Origin of the sequence: Kitasatospora sp. NPDC059571, from assembly GCF_042735675.1 — a bacterium.
Classification (GTDB): domain Bacteria; phylum Actinomycetota; class Actinomycetes; order Streptomycetales; family Streptomycetaceae; genus Kitasatospora.
The window spans coordinates 1-14,704 of sequence record NZ_JBHWBW010000169.1 but is presented as its reverse complement, the minus strand read 5'-3'; the positions used below and the strand labels follow the sequence as shown (position 1 = coordinate 14,704).

The 14,704-nt window shown below is 74.4% G+C and carries 12 protein-coding genes; 3 read left to right on the top strand and 9 right to left on the bottom strand.

Annotated elements, in window-relative coordinates; translation table 11 throughout:
• Positions 1-106: 106 nt before the first annotated feature.
• Both ACFV0G_RS19915 and ACFV0G_RS19910 read left to right on the top strand, forming a co-directional pair.
• On the top strand, positions 107-586 hold the full coding sequence (locus ACFV0G_RS19915; RefSeq protein ID WP_380549167.1) for a ferritin-like domain-containing protein: 480 nt from the start codon (positions 107-109) through the stop codon (positions 584-586).
• A 71-nt stretch (positions 587-657) separates the two neighbouring features.
• Positions 658-1,587 (top strand): aminoglycoside phosphotransferase family protein, encoded by a 930-nt coding sequence (locus ACFV0G_RS19910; protein ID WP_380549161.1) that lies wholly within the window; start codon positions 658-660, stop codon positions 1,585-1,587.
• On the opposite strand, the gene ACFV0G_RS19905 is transcribed toward ACFV0G_RS19910, so the two are convergent.
• The 9 genes from ACFV0G_RS19905 to ACFV0G_RS19865 form a co-directional block, all read right to left on the bottom strand.
• Complete coding sequence (locus ACFV0G_RS19905) at positions 1,560-2,135, bottom strand: GNAT family N-acetyltransferase (protein WP_380549158.1); 576 nt, start codon at positions 2,133-2,135, stop codon at positions 1,560-1,562. The genes ACFV0G_RS19910 and ACFV0G_RS19905 overlap by 28 nt on opposite strands.
• 76 nt (positions 2,136-2,211) lie before the next feature.
• On the bottom strand, positions 2,212-3,087 hold the full coding sequence (locus ACFV0G_RS19900) for a GNAT family N-acetyltransferase (protein ID WP_380549164.1): 876 nt from the start codon (positions 3,085-3,087) through the stop codon (positions 2,212-2,214).
• 142 nt (positions 3,088-3,229) lie between these two features.
• Positions 3,230-4,390, bottom strand: coding sequence for a flavodoxin-dependent (E)-4-hydroxy-3-methylbut-2-enyl-diphosphate synthase (gene ispG / locus ACFV0G_RS19895; RefSeq protein WP_380549155.1), 1,161 nt, complete (start codon positions 4,388-4,390; stop codon positions 3,230-3,232).
• 182 nt (positions 4,391-4,572) lie between these two features.
• On the bottom strand, positions 4,573-5,877 hold the full coding sequence (locus ACFV0G_RS19890) for a M50 family metallopeptidase (protein ID WP_380549152.1): 1,305 nt from the start codon (positions 5,875-5,877) through the stop codon (positions 4,573-4,575).
• A gap of 46 nt (positions 5,878-5,923) precedes the next feature.
• Positions 5,924-7,153: a 1-deoxy-D-xylulose-5-phosphate reductoisomerase gene (gene dxr, locus ACFV0G_RS19885; RefSeq protein ID WP_380549150.1), complete on the bottom strand. Its 1,230-nt coding sequence runs from the start codon at positions 7,151-7,153 to the stop codon at positions 5,924-5,926.
• A 46-nt stretch (positions 7,154-7,199) separates the two neighbouring features.
• Positions 7,200-7,607, bottom strand: a complete 408-nt coding sequence (locus ACFV0G_RS19880; protein WP_380549147.1) for a hypothetical protein — start codon at positions 7,605-7,607, stop codon at positions 7,200-7,202.
• Between the two features lie 117 nt (positions 7,608-7,724).
• Positions 7,725-9,167: an aldehyde dehydrogenase family protein gene (locus ACFV0G_RS19875; RefSeq protein ID WP_380549144.1), complete on the bottom strand. Its 1,443-nt coding sequence runs from the start codon at positions 9,165-9,167 to the stop codon at positions 7,725-7,727.
• A 123-nt stretch (positions 9,168-9,290) separates the two neighbouring features.
• Positions 9,291-10,856 carry a PucR family transcriptional regulator gene (locus ACFV0G_RS19870; RefSeq protein WP_380549140.1) on the bottom strand — a complete coding sequence of 522 codons (1,566 nt, stop codon included), beginning with the start codon at positions 10,854-10,856 and terminating at the stop codon, positions 9,291-9,293.
• Positions 10,857-11,019: 163 nt separating this feature from the next.
• Positions 11,020-13,068, bottom strand: a complete 2,049-nt coding sequence (locus tag ACFV0G_RS19865; RefSeq protein WP_380549137.1) for an ATP-binding protein — start codon at positions 13,066-13,068, stop codon at positions 11,020-11,022.
• Between the two features lie 229 nt (positions 13,069-13,297).
• Here ACFV0G_RS19865 and gabT point away from each other — a divergent pair, with 229 nt between their 5' ends.
• Entirely contained in the window at positions 13,298-14,638 is a 1,341-nt protein-coding gene (gene gabT / locus ACFV0G_RS19860) for a 4-aminobutyrate--2-oxoglutarate transaminase (protein ID WP_380549134.1), read from the top strand.
• Positions 14,639-14,704 lie beyond the last annotated feature (66 nt).

Genomic DNA, 14,704 nt, shown 5'->3' with positions numbered 1-14,704 from the left:
CCCTTCCTCCGCTTCCGCTTCCGGGTCGTCCCCGGCGCCGTCCTCCCCCGCGGCGTCGCCCGCCGGTTCGGCGCCGGGCGGCGCCCCGTCCGCCTCCGGCCCGGCCGTGCCCGCCGCCTCGGTGGCCGCCCTGCAGGCGGCGCTGGCCGCCGAGCACGCCGCCGTCTACGGCTACGGCGTGGTCGGCGCCCGGATGCCGGCCGGCCCCCGGCGGGAGGACGCCCGCGCGGCCTACACCGCGCACCAGGCCCGCCGGGACGCCCTGGAGCGGCTGGTCGGCGGGGCCCGGGCTACCCCGGCCCCCCCCGCGGCCGGGTATCGGCTGCCGTTCGCGGTGAACGACGACGCCGCCGCCGGGCGCCTCGCCGCCCACCTGGAGACCCGGCTCACCGCGGTCTACGCCGACGCCGTGGCCGGCACCACCGGGCCGCTGCGGCAGACCGCCGCCGCCGCCCTGCGCGAGACCGCGCTGCGGGCCGCCCACTGGGGCGCCGCCCTGCCCGCGCTGCCCGGCCTGCCGGACGACGCCACCGCCTCCGGCGGAGCGTCGGCGGCCGCCGCGGCGTCCCCCTCACCGAGCGCCTGACCAGGCTCTTCCCCGCCATGGCCGACAATGGGCGGGCGGCACCACCGGGGGCCACCGACCGAGAGGCCAGCATGTCGGCACTGCCAGGGCAGCAGATCACCGTTCCGGCGCGCCTCGCGGACACCGTCCAGGCCCACGAGGGCGAGGCCGGCCGGGCCTGGCTGGCCGCCCTGCCGGCACTGGTCGCCACCTACCTGGACCGCTGGGGGCTGACCCTGGAGCGGATCGGCGACCCGGGCGGCCTGACCAGCCTGGTCGGCTACGTGCACCGCGACGACGACCTCTCCCCCGCCGTGCTCAAGGCCGGGCTGCTCACCCCGGAGACCGCGCTGGAGCACGAGGCGCTGCGGCACTGGGCGGGCCGGGGGGCCGTACTGCTGGTCGACGCCGACCCGGCCGCCGGCGTCCTGCTGCTGGAGCGCCTGCACGGCGACATCCCGCTGCTCTCGCTCGCCGAGGCCAAGGCGATGCTGGAGGCGGTCAGCCTGCTGCGCCGGCTCTGGGTGCCACCCGCCGAGGGGCATCCGTTCCGGCTGGTGCGCGACCACGCGGCCGCACTGTCCGACCTGGTGCGCGAGCGGCGCTCGCTGCCGGGCGCGCAGGACGCCCTCCCGCTGGTCGACGAGGCCCTGGAGGCGGCCGCCGCGCTGACCGTCTCGGAGCCCGAACGGCTGCTGCTGCACGGCGACTTCCACCACGGGAACGTGCTCGCCGCGGACCGCTCCCCGTGGCTGGCGATCGACCCGAAGCCGGTGGTCGGCGAACGGGCCTGGGACCTCGCACGGCTCGTCCAGGACCGGATGGACACCCTGGCCGGCTCGCCCGGTCAGCGCGCCGCCGTCCGGCGGCGGCTGAACTCGCTGGCCGACGCCCTGGAGGTGGACCGCGACCGGCTGCGCGGGTGGACGCTGTTCCGCACCGTGTCCGCGGGCCTGGACAGCCTGTCGGCCGGCGACCGCGACTCGGCCGAGCTCTACCTGGAGTTCGCCGCCTGGCTGTGAGAGCGGCGGCTCGGCGCCAGCGGCAGCCGGGCCCCCATCACCGCGTACGGGCGCGGGGTGTTGGGGAAGCGCACGGCCCGGGCGAGGTCCTGGTAACCGAGCGAGCGGTACAGCCGGCGGGCCGGGGTCTCCGCGTCGATCGCGGAGAGGATGCTGCGGGGCTGCCCCGAGCGCTCGCAGAGGCCGCGGATCAGGGCGCTGCCGAGACCGCGCCCCTGGTAGCCGGGCAGCACGTGCAGCTCGGTGACGGCGAAGACGTCGTCCAGCCAGCCCCCGTGGCCGCCCGCCTCCAGGTACGGCTGGATGACCGTGGACCACCAGTGCTCGCGGGAGTTGGGCATGCCGTAGCCGAAGCCGACCAGCCGACCGGCGGCGAACGCACCCAGGGCGAGCACCCCCGGCTGCTGGGCGTGCCGCCCGACGATGTGCAGCCGCACCGCCACCTCTTCGGGCGTCAGCCCGAACGCCTCCGCCTGGACGTCGAGCGCGAACGGCGCCCAGGCGGCCAGGTCGATGACCTCGATCGTCACCTCGGTGAGCTGCTCCATGACCGGGAATGTACTCCTTCCCCGGGCCGCGGGTGATCGGAGCCGGTGCATCCGCGGGCGACCGGCCCGCGGCGGCTCAGAACAGCACGCTCATGAAGGCGCCGACCTCGCGGAAGCCGACCCGGCGGTAGGCGGCGCGGGCGCGCAGATTGAAGTCGTTGACGTAGAGCGAGACCACCGGGGCGACCTCGCGCAGCGCGATGTCGAGGACGGCGGCCATCCCCGTCTCGGAGAGGCCCTTGCCGCGGTGCTCGGGGGCGACCCAGACGCCCTGGATCTGGCAGGCGCCCTCGGTGACGGCCCCGATCTCGGCCTTGAAGACCACCGAGCCGTCCTCGCCGAACCGGGCGAAGGAGCGTCCGCCGGAGACGAGTTCGGCCACCCGGGCCTGGTAGAGCAGCCCGCCGTCGCCGGCCAGCGGCGAGATGCCGACCTCCTCGGTGAACATCGCCACGCAGGCGGGCATCACGGCCTCGATCTCGTCCCGCCGCACCCGGCGGACCAGCGGATCGGGGGCGATCTCCGCGGAGGGCGCGGTCGCGGCCATCAGCGGCTGGTGGCCGCGGACCTCGCGGGCCGGGCCCCAGTTGCGCTCCAGCAGCGCCCAGAGCGCGGCGGTGGGACCGGCCGGGCCCACGATCGAGGAGCAGCGGCGCCCCTGCCGGCGGGCCCGTTCGGCGAACGCGCGGACCGCCTCGGGCCCGGCGTCGACCAGAACGAGGTTGGCGCCGGCGTAGCAGAGCGACTGCAGCTGCCCGTCCTCGTCGAACCAGCCCCACATCTCGCCACCGAGGCGCCAGGGGTCGAGGCCGACCGCCTCGACGCGGGTCGCGACGAAGGAGTTGGCCACCGGGTCGCGGTGCAGCACCGCGAGCGCGTCGTCGAGATCCGGGGCGTCGAGCACCCGGGTCGACGCCAGGGCACGCGCCACCTGGAAGGGGCCGGGGAGCATCACACCTCGATCGAGCACGGGCACCTCACTTGGGGGACTTGGCCGCACCCTACTCCCCACTCGGCTGCGGCCCGGACCGCGGGGGCCGTCCGTACACCCCTCGATCGAGGGGGCGGACGGCCACCGGCCCGGAGTTCTGGGACTACTCGGCGGCGACGACCACCGGGGCGCCGGACTCGACGCCGGCCTCCTGCATCTGCTCGGCGAGCTTGAGCGCCTCCTCGATGAGGGTCTCGACGATCTTCGACTCGGGCACGGTCTTGATCACCTCGCCCTTCACGAAGATCTGGCCCTTGCCGTTGCCGGAGGCGACGCCGAGGTCGGCCTCGCGGGCCTCGCCCGGGCCGTTCACGACGCAGCCCATGACGGCGACGCGCAGCGGCACCTCCATGCCCTCCAGGCCGGCGGTGACCTCCTCGGCGAGCTTGTAGACGTCGACCTGGGCGCGGCCGCAGGAGGGGCAGGAGACGATCTCCAGGCCGCGCTGGCGCAGGCCGAGGGACTCCAGGATCTGGTTGCCGACCTTGATCTCCTCGGCCGGCGGCGCGGAGAGCGAGACCCGGATGGTGTCGCCGATGCCCTCGGCGAGCAGCGCGCCGAAGGCGACCGCGGACTTGATGGTGCCCTGGAACGCCGGGCCGGCCTCGGTGACGCCGAGGTGCAGCGGGTAGTCGCAGGCGGCCGCGAGCTGGCGGTAGGCGTTGATCATCACGACCGGGTCGTTGTGCTTGACCGAGATCTTGATGTCGCGGAAGTCGTGCTCCTCGAACAGCGAGCACTCCCAGAGCGCGGACTCCACCAGCGCCTCGGGGGTGGCCCGGCCGTACTTCTCCAGCAGGCGCTTGTCGAGCGAGCCGGCGTTGACGCCGATCCGGATCGGCACGCCGGCCGCCGAGGCGGCCTTGGCGATCTCGCCGACCTTGTCGTCGAAGGCCTTGATGTTGCCCGGGTTGACCCGGACGGCGGCGCAGCCGGCGTCGATCGCGGCGAACACGTACTTCGGCTGGAAGTGGATGTCGGCGATCACCGGGATCTGCGACTTCTTCGCGATGATCGGCAGCGCGTCGGCGTCGTCCTGCGAGGGGACGGCGACCCGGACGATCTGGCACCCGGACGCGGTGAGCTCCGCGATCTGCTGGAGGGTGGCGTTGACGTCGGAGGTCAGCGTGGTGGTCATCGACTGGACCGAGACGGGGGCGTCGCCGCCGACCGGGACGTTGCCGACCATGATCTGACGCGAGTAGCGGCGCTTGGCGAGCGGCTTGAGCGGCAGGGACGGAATACCGAGCGAGATCGCGGTCATGTGCGCAGGTGTTCCTCTGGGTGACGTCGATGGGCCGGCGTGGGGGCACCGCCCGGCCGAAGGCGCGGGGATGCTCTGGCAAGGCCGGGCGCGTCGATGAGGACACGCCCGGCCACCACGGTACGCCACGGCCCCGCGCCCGAGCACATCCGCCCGCGGGCCCCGGGAGGACGGGCGTGTCCCTAGTTGAGCTTGATCGGGTTGACGACGTCCGCGGCCATCACGAGGGCGGTGAAGCAGATGAAGACGCCGGCCACCACGTACGCCAGCGGCATCAGCTTGGCGACGTCGAACGGGCCGGGGTCGGGCCGCTTCATCAGGCCGGCCGCCTTGCGGCGGATCGACTCCCAGACGGCGCCGGCGATGTGGCCGCCGTCCAGCGGGAGCAGCGGCAGCATGTTGAACAGGAACAGCGACAGGTTGATGCCGGCCAGCAGCTGGACCATGAAGGCGAGCTGCTGGGTGGCCGGGATGTCCATCGCGAACACGTCGCCGCCCAGCCGGGCCGCGCCGACCATGCCCACCGGGTCGTCGGCGGAGCGGGGCTTGCCGTCGAAGACCGCGTGCCAGAGGTCGGGGATCTTGCCGGGCAGCGCCACCAGCGAGGAGACGCCGTGCTCGGCCATGGAGTACATCTCGTCGGTGCTCTGGCCGAAGCTCAGCCGGACGACGCCGGTGGCCGGGGTGAAGCCGAGGAAGCCGGCGGTGACCGGGTCGCCCTTGACGGGGTTGCCGTCCTTGTCGACCGGCCGGACGGTGTTGCTGGTGATCGCCGCGTTCAGGGTGAGCCGCTGCCCGCCCCGCTCGACCACGATCGGCACCTGCTTGCCCGGCACCTTGCGGATGTCGGCCTGGAGCTGCTTGTAGTCGGTGATCGGGTCGCCGTCGAAGGAGACGAACCGGTCGCCGGGCTTGAGGCCGGCGAGGTTGGCCGGGGAGGGCGTCGCGCCGGCCGGGCAGGTGTCGGTCGGCTGGCCGGCCTTCACCACGCACTGGCTGACGGTGGAGACCACCGGGACGGACTTCTGCACGCCCATGCCCATGAACAGGGCCAGGAACAGCGCCACCGACAGGATGAGGTTCATGAACGGCCCGGCGAACATCACGATCACCCGCTGCCAGGGCTTGCGGGTGTAGAAGAGCCGGTGCTCGTCGCCGGGCTGGAGCTCCTCGTAGGAGGCCTCCCGGGCGTCCTCGATCATGGTGCGCCAGGGCGAGCTGCTGCGCTTGGCTATCCGGCCGTCCTCGCCGGGCGGGAACATGCCGATCATCCGGATGTAGCCGCCCAGCGGGATCGCCTTGAAGCCGTACTCGGTCTCGCCCTTCTTGCGGGACCAGACGGTCGGGCCGAAGCCCACCATGTACTGGGGCACGCGGATCTTGAACAGCTTGGCCGTGGAGAGGTGGCCCAGCTCGTGCCAGGCGATCGAGAACAGCAGCCCGACCACGAAGATCAGGATGCCGAGCACCCACATCAGGTTGTTCACTGCCCGTCCTTTGCCGCCGTGCCGCTCCGACCGCCGTCCGTCCCGGTCATCCCGCAGCCAGCTCGCGGGCCCGGGCGCGGGCCCAGTCCTCCGCCTGCAGGACGTCCGCGACCGTGAGCGAAGTTCCCGAAGCCGGGGTCCCGTGCTCGGCGACCACCTTCGCCACAGTGTCCACGATTCCGGTGAAGGGCAGCCGCCCGTTCAGGAAGGCCTCCACACACTCCTCATTCGCGGCGTTGAAGACGGCCGGCGCGGTGCCGCCGAGGGTGCCGACCTCGCGGGCCAGCGCGACGGCGGGGAAGGCCTCGTCGTCCAGCGGGAAGAACTCCCAGGTCGCGGCCTTGGTCCAGTCGCAGCCGGGCGCCGCGTCGGGCACCCGCTCGGGCCAGCCGAGGCCGAGCGCGATCGGCATCCGCATGTCCGGCGGGCTGGCCTGGGCGAGCGTGGAGCCGTCGGTGAACTCCACCATCGAGTGGACGACGGACTGCGGATGGACCACGACCTCGATCCGGTCGAACGGCACGTCGTACAGCAGGTGCGCCTCGATCACCTCCAGGCCCTTGTTCACCAGGGTGGCCGAGTTGATGGTCACCACCGGGCCCATCGCCCAGGTCGGGTGGGCGAGCGCGTCCGACGGGGTCACCCCGGCCAGCTGCTCACGGGTGCGGCCGCGGAACGGGCCACCGCTCGCGGTCACCACCAGCTTGCGGACCTCGGCGCGGGTGCCGCCGGCCAGGGCCTGGAACAGCGCGGCGTGCTCGGAGTCGACCGGCACGATCTGGCCGGGCTGCGCGACCGCCTTCACCAGCGGCCCGCCGACGATCAGCGACTCCTTGTTGGCGAGCACCAGCACCCGGCCGGCCTCCAGGGCGGCGAGCGTCGGGCGCAGGCCGATCGAGCCGGTGATGCCGTTGAGCACCGAGTGGCACTCCAGCGCGGCGAGCTCGGTGGCCGCGTCCGGCCCGGCCACGATCCGCGGCAGCGGGCGCCCGGCCGCACCGGCCGCCAGCGCCTCGCGCAGCGCCGGCACGGCGTCCTCGCGGGCCACCGCCACGGTGTGCACGCCCAGGCGCAGCGCCTGCTCGGCGAGCAGCTCCACGCGCCCGCCGTTGGCGGACAGGGCGACCACCCGGAACCGGTCGGGGTTGCGCAGCACCACGTCGATCGCCTGGGTGCCGATGGATCCGGTCGAGCCGAGGATCACCAGCTCCCTCGGGCCGTCCGGGTCCTGGACCGTCGGGGTGAAGCGGAGCTGGGGGTGGGCGAGCGAGTTCATGCGCCCATTGTGTCGTGCCGCGGCGGCGGTCCGGCGCGGGAGCGCCCTACGACCAGGCCCAGATCTTGCCGACCGCCTTCCCGTCGGCGCCGACGTCCCACTCGAAGGCCCCGGCGACGCCTCGCAGCGAGGCGAACTCGGGTGAGTCGCTGCTGTAGACGATGGTGCCGCGCCAGCTGGTGCCGCCGTCCTCGGTGAACCGCCCGACGCCGCCGCCCTGCCAGGAGGCGTGCGCGCCGGTCGGGCTCATGATGACGCCCTGGCCCTCGCCGTACAGCGTGCCGTCGGGGCGCAGCCGGCCGGTGTAGGTGCCGACGTCGTTGACGGTGACGCCGCAGAGCGTCCCGGTGCCCTGGAAGGCGCTCTCCACGACGGGCGGCAGCCCGTGGTCGGAGCGGATCACCCGTTGGTTGGTGACCTGTGCCTGTTCCTCTCCGATGAGGTCGCCGAGCATGACCGACCTCCCTTCCTCTCCTTGCCTTCCGGACTACGCCGCGCTCCGGACGGTGTCAAGGCAGGCGGACGCCCCGCCACCGGGGGCCGGTGACGGGGCGTCGGACGCGCGGGGGGGTCAGAGGTCGAGGCCGGTGAGGACCAGGACCTTCTCGAAGGTGAAGTCGTCCATGGCGTACTTGACGCCCTCGCGGCCGACGCCGGAGTCCTTGACGCCGCCGTACGGCATCTGGTCGGCGCGGTAGGACGGCGCGTCACCGATGATCACGCCGCCGACCTCCAGCTCGCGGTGGGCGCGGAAGGCGGTCTGCACGTCGTGGGTGAAGACACCGGCCTGGAGGCCGAAGGCGGAGTCGTTGACGGCGGCGAAGGCCTCGTCGGTGGAGTCCACCTTGTGCAGCGACAGCACCGGGCCGAAGACCTCGGCGGTGGCCAGGATGGCGTCGGCGGGCAGGTCGGCGAGGACGGTCGGCGCGTACGTCGCGCCCTCGCGGGTGCCGCCGGTGAGCACCTTGGCGCCCTTGGCGACCGCGTCGTCCACCCAGGACTCGACGCGCTTGGCGGCGTTCTCGTCCACCAGCGGGCCGACGTCGACGCTGTCGTCCGACGGGTCGCCGGTGACCTGCGCCTGCACCTTGGCGACGACCTTCTCCACCAGCGCGTCGTAGACCGTGGCGTCGGCGATGACCCGCTGCACCGAGATGCAGGACTGGCCGCCCTGGTAGTTGGAGAACATCGCGATCCGGGTCGCGGCCCAGTCGAGGTCGGCCTCGGAGCTCCAGTCGGCGAGGACCACGGCGGCGGCGTTGCCGCCGAGCTCCAGGGTGACGTGCTTGCGCGGCACCGAGTCCATGATCTGGTAGCCGACCTTGTCCGAGCCGGTGAAGGAGATCACCGGCAGGCGCTTGTCCTGCACCAGGGCCGGCATCTTCTCGTTCGGCACCGGCAGGACGCTCCAGGAGCCGGCCGGCAGGTCGGTCTCGGCGAGGATCTCGCCGAGCACCAGGGCGGAGAGCGGGGTGGCCGGGGCGGGCTTGAGGATGATCGGGGCACCGACGGCGATCGCCGGGGCGACCTTGTGCGCGACCAGGTTCAGCGGGAAGTTGAACGGCGCGATGCCGAGCACGACGCCCTTGGGGAAGCGGCGCACCACCGCGAAGCGGCCGGCGCCGCCCGGGTCGGTGTCCAGGCGCATGGTCTCGCCGTTGGTGCGGCGGGCCTCCTCGGCGGCCCAGCGGAACACCGAGACGGCGCGGCCGACCTCGCCGCGGGCCCACTTGATCGGCTTGCCGTTCTCGGCGGTGATCAGGCGGGCGATCTCCTCGGTGCGCTCGGCGAGCCGCTTGGAGACGTGGTCCAGGGCGGCGGCCCGGACGTGCGCGGGGGTCGCGGCGAAGACCGGTGCGGCGGCGGTGGCGGCGGCGACCGCCTCCTCGACCTGCGCGTCGGTGGGGACGCTGACCTTGCCGACCAGGCTGCCGTCGTACGAGTGGCGGACCTCGAAGTCCGCGTCGCCGCTAGCGCGTCGGCCGGCCAGCCAGAACTCATGGGTGGTGGTCACGGTCGCACCGGCCCTTTCCTCGAATGGTGGATACCCGCAGCCCACGGTAGGGCGGCCGGGAGGCCAACCGGATTGGACGAGGTGGAGTGGTCGGCCGGTCGACCCCTCCAGGGTGTCCAGCGATTAGTCCTCGCCGGCCCGCAGCGCCAGCCAGAGCTCCATCCGGACGTCGGTGTCGTCCAGGGACCGGCCCAGCAGCTCCTCCACCCGGCGCATCCGGTAGCGCAGGGTGTGCCGGTGCACGCCGAGGTCGGCGGCGGCGGCGTCCCACTGGCCGTGCCGGGACAGCCAGGCGCGCAGGCTCGCCACCAGGTCGCCGCGGGCGGTGCGGTCGTGCTCGCGCAGCGGGCGCAGCAGGCCCTCGGCGAACGCGGTCACCGCCTCCTCGCCGAGCAGCGGCAGCAGCGAGCCGGCGCCGACCTCCTCGTGGTCGACCGCGCGGCGCCCGCCGCGCAGCGCCACCGCGAGCGCCCGCTCGGCCTGCGCGTACGCGGCGCCGGCCTCCTCCAGGGCGGCCGGGGCGGACACCCCGAGGGCGAGGCCCTCGTGCTCCTCGACCGCGCCGAGGCAGGCGCGGTGCGCGGCGCCGTTGTCGACGGCGAGCACCAGCAGCCGCGGCCCGTGCGGGCCGTCCTCGCGGGAGACCAGCAGCCGCTCGCCGACCCGGCCGCCGGCCTGCTCGGCCCGGTCGCCGAGCTCGCTCAGCGCCTCGGCGGCCTCCGGGCCGGCGCCCGCGCCGGCCACCAGCACCCGGGCGGTGCCCTCCGGCAGGCCGCCGAACAGGCCCGCGGAGACCTGGCGGGCGGTGGCCACCTCGCCGGCCAGCACCATGTGCAGCAGCGCCGCGCCCATCCGCTCCTCGGCCTGGCGCAGCTCGCGGGAGCGTTCCAGGGTGAGCGTCAGCAGCGCGACGGCCGCGTTCAGCACGTACCGCTCGGTGGGGGTGATCCGGTCCTCGGTGCCGACCGCGAGGAAGCCGCGCGGGCGGCGGTCGGCGCCGAGCGACTGGACGACCACGTAGTCCTCGTCGGCGGTGTCGATGCCCGGGGAGCGGCCCTGCAGGGCGGCGCTGGAGGGCGCCGGGCGGCGGCGCAGCCGGTCCACCTCGGCGGCCAGGCGGCCGGCCCGGCGGGCGGCCCAGTCGGGGGCGACCGCGGAGAGCGCGCCGGAGCCGTCGTACAGCGCGGCCCAGCCGCCGAGGCGGGCGGCGAGCCGGCGGACGATCGCGGTGGTGCCGTCCTTGCCGAGGGCGGCCCGGGTCAGCTCCTCCTGCGCCTCGAAGCTGGTGGTGACCGCCTCGTACTGCTCGGCGGCGAGCGCGGCGGAGACCGTCTTGGAGATCGCGATGAACGGGGTCGCCTCCGGCACCCGCAGCAGCGGCAGGCCGCGCTGGGCGGCGGCGTCGACCAGGGCCTGCGGCACCTCGGTGTGCGACAGCCCGACGCCGAGCCCGAGACCGACCACGCCCGCGTCGGCGAGCCGGTGGACGTACGCCTGCAGCCGGGAGGCGCTCTTGCCGAGCTTGATGCCGGTGGTCAGGAGCAGCTCGCCGCCCTCGAGGAAGGGGGTCGGGTCGTCGAGTTCGCTGGTGTGCACCCAGCGGACCGGCCGCTCCAGGTGGTCAGCGCCGGCCAGCACGGTGAGGTGGAGCGCGGTGTTGCGGACGACGGAGGCGAGTGTGGGGGGCATGGCACCTTCGCTGGTTCGTCGGTCGCTCCGTTGCGACCCGGCGAGTGAGGGATACGGGGGCTTGACACCATTATGTACGCCCCGGCCAACCCGACGAACCGAATCCTCCGCCGCGGAGTCCGCCGCGAGGTCCGCCGCCCCGCGCCGGTCCGCGGCGGGCGGATCAGCCGCGCAGGTCCACCAGGACCGGCGGGACCTGCTCGCCGGCGGTGCTGGTCAGCGAGATCACCGCGTGCCCGCTGGGCAGCGCGTGCGCGAGCTCGGACGGCGACCAGCGGTGCCGCTCCACGTCGCGGGTGGTGACGCTCTCGGTCTGCGCGGTGGTGCCGGACAGCGCCTTGCGGAAGGCCCGGCCCGACCTGCGGACCAGGCCGCCGGAGGTGTCCGGGGTGTGGGTGACGGCCTTCTCGGTCACCAGGTGGGTGCCCCACGCCTCGGAGAACAGCCGGCCGTCCCACGGCGCGATCCCCGGGAACGCCATCCGGCAGCCGACCGCGCCGAACAGCGGCGCCCGCAGCGCCTCCGGCAGGTCGACCAGGGTGCGCAGCACCAGCAGCGCCCCGGCGTGGGCGCCGCGCAGCCGCTGCAGGCCGCGCACCAGCTGGCCGTCGATCGCGGCGGAGGCGTCGTCCAGGACCAGCCCGGCGAACAGCCCGCGGTCCCCGCGCGCCTCGGCCGCCTGCACGAACTGGGCCGCCAGCAGGCGCGACAGGACCCGGGCCACCTCGGGATGGCTGCGCTCGGGCAGCTTGATCCGGACCCGCAGCGGGTGCTCCAGGGCGCGCATGGCGAACGCCGGGAGGGCGTCCGGCCCGTCGGCGAACGCCCCGGCGAAGGCCGGCCGGTCGAGCAGCGCCAGCCGGTCGGCGAGCAGCGCCCCCGGGTCGTCCACCCGGCCCTGCTGCCGCTCGCGGTGGAGCAGGTCGGCCTCGTAGTGCGGGAGCTGCCCGGTCACGTGGAGGGCCTTGCGCAGCGCCGCCACCGCGTCGGGGTCGCCGCCGAGCAGGGCGCGCAGCTCGCGCACCCCCGGGTAGCGGCCGTAACCGGCCCGGTAGGGGCCGACGACCTGCTGGAGCGCGGTGCGGGAGCTCTCGGAGCGGGGCGCGAGCTCGTCCGGCAGCAGGGCGTCGGCCAGCCGGGCCGCCGCCTCGTCCGGGTTCTCGGCGGCGCCGTAGAGGTCGAGTCCGTACGGCGAGGCCGGGTCGCCGGGGGCGATCACCACGTCGTACCAGGCGTCCGGGCCGAGGTCGGCGTCGTCGGCGCCCACCACCACGGCGCAGGCCGTCCCGGCCAGTGCCTGCAGGCAGAGCGCCTCGGCGACCGGGCGGGCCAGCCGGGCGGTCTTGCCGGTGCCGGCCGGTCCGACCGCGAGCAGCGAGGTGCCGAGCAGCTGCGGGTCGAGGGCGAAGCCCGCGCTGCGGTGCGTGGCCGGGTTCTTGACCACGTCCTGGGCGGTGCCGAGCCGCACCTGACGGGTGAGCAGATCGTGGCGGGCCGAGCGGCCCGGCAGGTCGCGGGCCTCGGACGGGTGGGCGCAGGCGGCCGCGCCGCGCACCTCGACCTGCTCGGTGAAGGCCGGCAGCAGGTCGGGCTCGGCCACCACGGTCTCCCAGGCCCGGCGGATCCGCGCGTAGTCGACGTCACCGACCGGCTCCGCGTCCAGGCGCCGGGCGGCGAGCGGCGCCGCGGCCCGGACGTCCTCCCACGGGTCGGCGGGGCCCTGCCGGACCTCCGGCTCCTGCCCGGCCGGGGGCTGCTCGCGGGTGACGGTGCGGGCGAGGGCGGGCAACAGGTAGCGGCGGAACACCTCCGTCCAGCGGCCGAACCGGCCGAAGGTCCGGACGGCGGCGACCAGCACCACCACGTTGACCAGCAGTGCGACCAGGTCGCGCTGGCCGGCGGACAGATCCGCGCCGATGCCCAGCTGCCGCAGGAGGTACAGGCACAGGGCGCGCCCGTAGACGAAGGCCAGCCAGGCCACCACCAGGTTCAGCGCCGCGCGCAGCAGCAGCTGGCCGCCGGGCACGGCGGCGGCCTCGGAGCGCAGCGCGTCGTGCGGCCGGTGGCCGAGCCGGAAGACGCCGGGCGCGGCCTCCGGGCGGGGGTCGGCCGCCCAGGCCGCGAGATCGAAGGGGAGGTTGCGCTGCGGCGGGAGTGCGGTCGCCCGCTGCTCCTGCGCGGCCTGCCGCCCCTGTGTGCCGTCCAGTCCCATCCCCGGCCCCGCTCCCTGTCCCCACCACCGGCATTGCCATACCCATGCCGCCGGTCCGGCGACACACCCGCGCTCAATGTAGCGGGGCGGCGGCCTCCGGCAGCGGATCACCGCCGCTGGCCGGTGAGGACAATTCACACGGGCCACTTGCTACCGAGTGGCGCATGCCCGAGGCACGCGGCCGGTCGTAGCCTGCGAGGACCGCGCCTTTCGAGTTTGGAGAACCACAATGAGCGCTGCAACGCCGCTCCCGCAGGAGCGCCGCCTGGTCACCGCCATCCCCGGCCCGAAGTCGCAGGAGCTGCAGGCTCGCAAGCTCGGCGCGGTGGCCGCCGGTGTCGGCACGACCCTCCCGGTCTACGTCTCGCGCGCCGGCGGCGGCGTGCTGGAGGACGTGGACGGCAACAGCCTGATCGACTTCGGCTCCGGCATCGCCGTGACCAACGTCGGCAACAGCGCCGAGGCCGTCGTCGCGAAGGCGTCCGAGCAGCTGGCCGCCTTCACGCACACCTGTTTCATGGTGACCCCGTACGAGGGCTACGTGGCCGTCGCCGAGGAGCTCAACGAGCTGACCCCGGGCGACCACGACAAGCGCACGGCGCTGTTCAACTCGGGCGCCGAGGCGGTCGAGAACGCGGTGAAGATCGCCCGCGCCTACACCAAGCGCACCGCCGTCGTGGTGTTCGACCACGGCTACCACGGCCGCACCAACCTCACCATGGGCCTGACGGCGAAGAACATGCCGTACAAGCAGGGCTTCGGGCCGTTCGCGCCGGAGATCTACCGCGTGCCGGTCGCCTACCCGTACCGCTGGCTGACCGGCGCGGAGAACTGCGCCGCCGAGGCCGCCGCCCAGGCGATCGACATGATCAACAAGCAGATCGGCGCGGAGAACGTCGCCGCGATCATCATCGAGCCGATCCAGGGCGAGGGCGGCTTCATCGAGCCGGCCAAGGGCTTCCTCCCGGCCATCGTCGAGTACGCGAAGGCCAACGGCATCGTCTTCGTCGCCGACGAGATCCAGACCGGCTTCTGCCGCACCGGCCAGTGGTTCGCCTGCGAGGACGAGGGCATCGTCCCCGACCTGATCACCACCGCCAAGGGCATCGCCGGCGGTCTGCCGCTGGCCGCCGTCACCGGCCGCGCCGAGATCATGGACGCCGCGCACGCGGGCGGCCTGGGCGGCACCTACGGCGGCAACCCGGTGGCCTGCGCCGCCGCGCTCGGCTCGATCCAGACCATGAAGGAGCTGGACCTCAACGCCAAGGCGCAGCACATCGGCGAGGTCATGCTGGGCCGCCTGCGCGCCATGCAGGAGAAGTTCGAGGTGATCGGCGAGGTCCGCGGCCGCGGCGCGATGATCGCCGTCGAGCTGGTCAAGCCGGGCAGCAAGGAGCCGAACCCCGAGGTCACCGCCGCCGTGGCGAAGGCCTGCCACGCCGAGGGCCTGGTCGTGCTGACCGCCGGCACCTACGGCAACGTGCTGCGCTTCCTGCCCCCGCTGGTGATGCCGGAGCACCTGCTGGCCGAGGGCCTGGACATCATCGAGGGCGCCTTCGCCGGCGTCTGACGGTCCCGGGGCGGTGGACAGCAGCCGAGCCCCGTAGGAGCGGCCCGGTCCTTCACGGACCGGGCC

Bases quoted from the DNA above. Each gene is read 5' to 3' on its own strand.
- ACFV0G_RS19910 (WP_380549161.1), top strand. From the start codon at position 658: ATGTCGGCACTGCCAGGGCAGCAGATCACCGTTCCGGCGCGCCTCGCG.
- ACFV0G_RS19905 (WP_380549158.1), bottom strand. From the start codon at position 2,135: ATGGAGCAGCTCACCGAGGTGACGATCGAGGTCATCGACCTGGCCGCC.
- ACFV0G_RS19900 (WP_380549164.1), bottom strand. From the start codon at position 3,087: ATGCTCCCCGGCCCCTTCCAGGTGGCGCGTGCCCTGGCGTCGACCCGG.
- ispG (WP_380549155.1), bottom strand. From the start codon at position 4,390: ATGACCGCGATCTCGCTCGGTATTCCGTCCCTGCCGCTCAAGCCGCTC.
- dxr (WP_380549150.1), bottom strand. From the start codon at position 7,153: ATGAACTCGCTCGCCCACCCCCAGCTCCGCTTCACCCCGACGGTCCAG.
- ACFV0G_RS19880 (WP_380549147.1), bottom strand. From the start codon at position 7,607: ATGCTCGGCGACCTCATCGGAGAGGAACAGGCACAGGTCACCAACCAA.
- ACFV0G_RS19870 (WP_380549140.1), bottom strand. From the start codon at position 10,856: ATGCCCCCCACACTCGCCTCCGTCGTCCGCAACACCGCGCTCCACCTC.
- ACFV0G_RS19865 (WP_380549137.1), bottom strand. From the start codon at position 13,068: ATGGGACTGGACGGCACACAGGGGCGGCAGGCCGCGCAGGAGCAGCGG.
- gabT (WP_380549134.1), top strand. From the start codon at position 13,298: ATGAGCGCTGCAACGCCGCTCCCGCAGGAGCGCCGCCTGGTCACCGCC.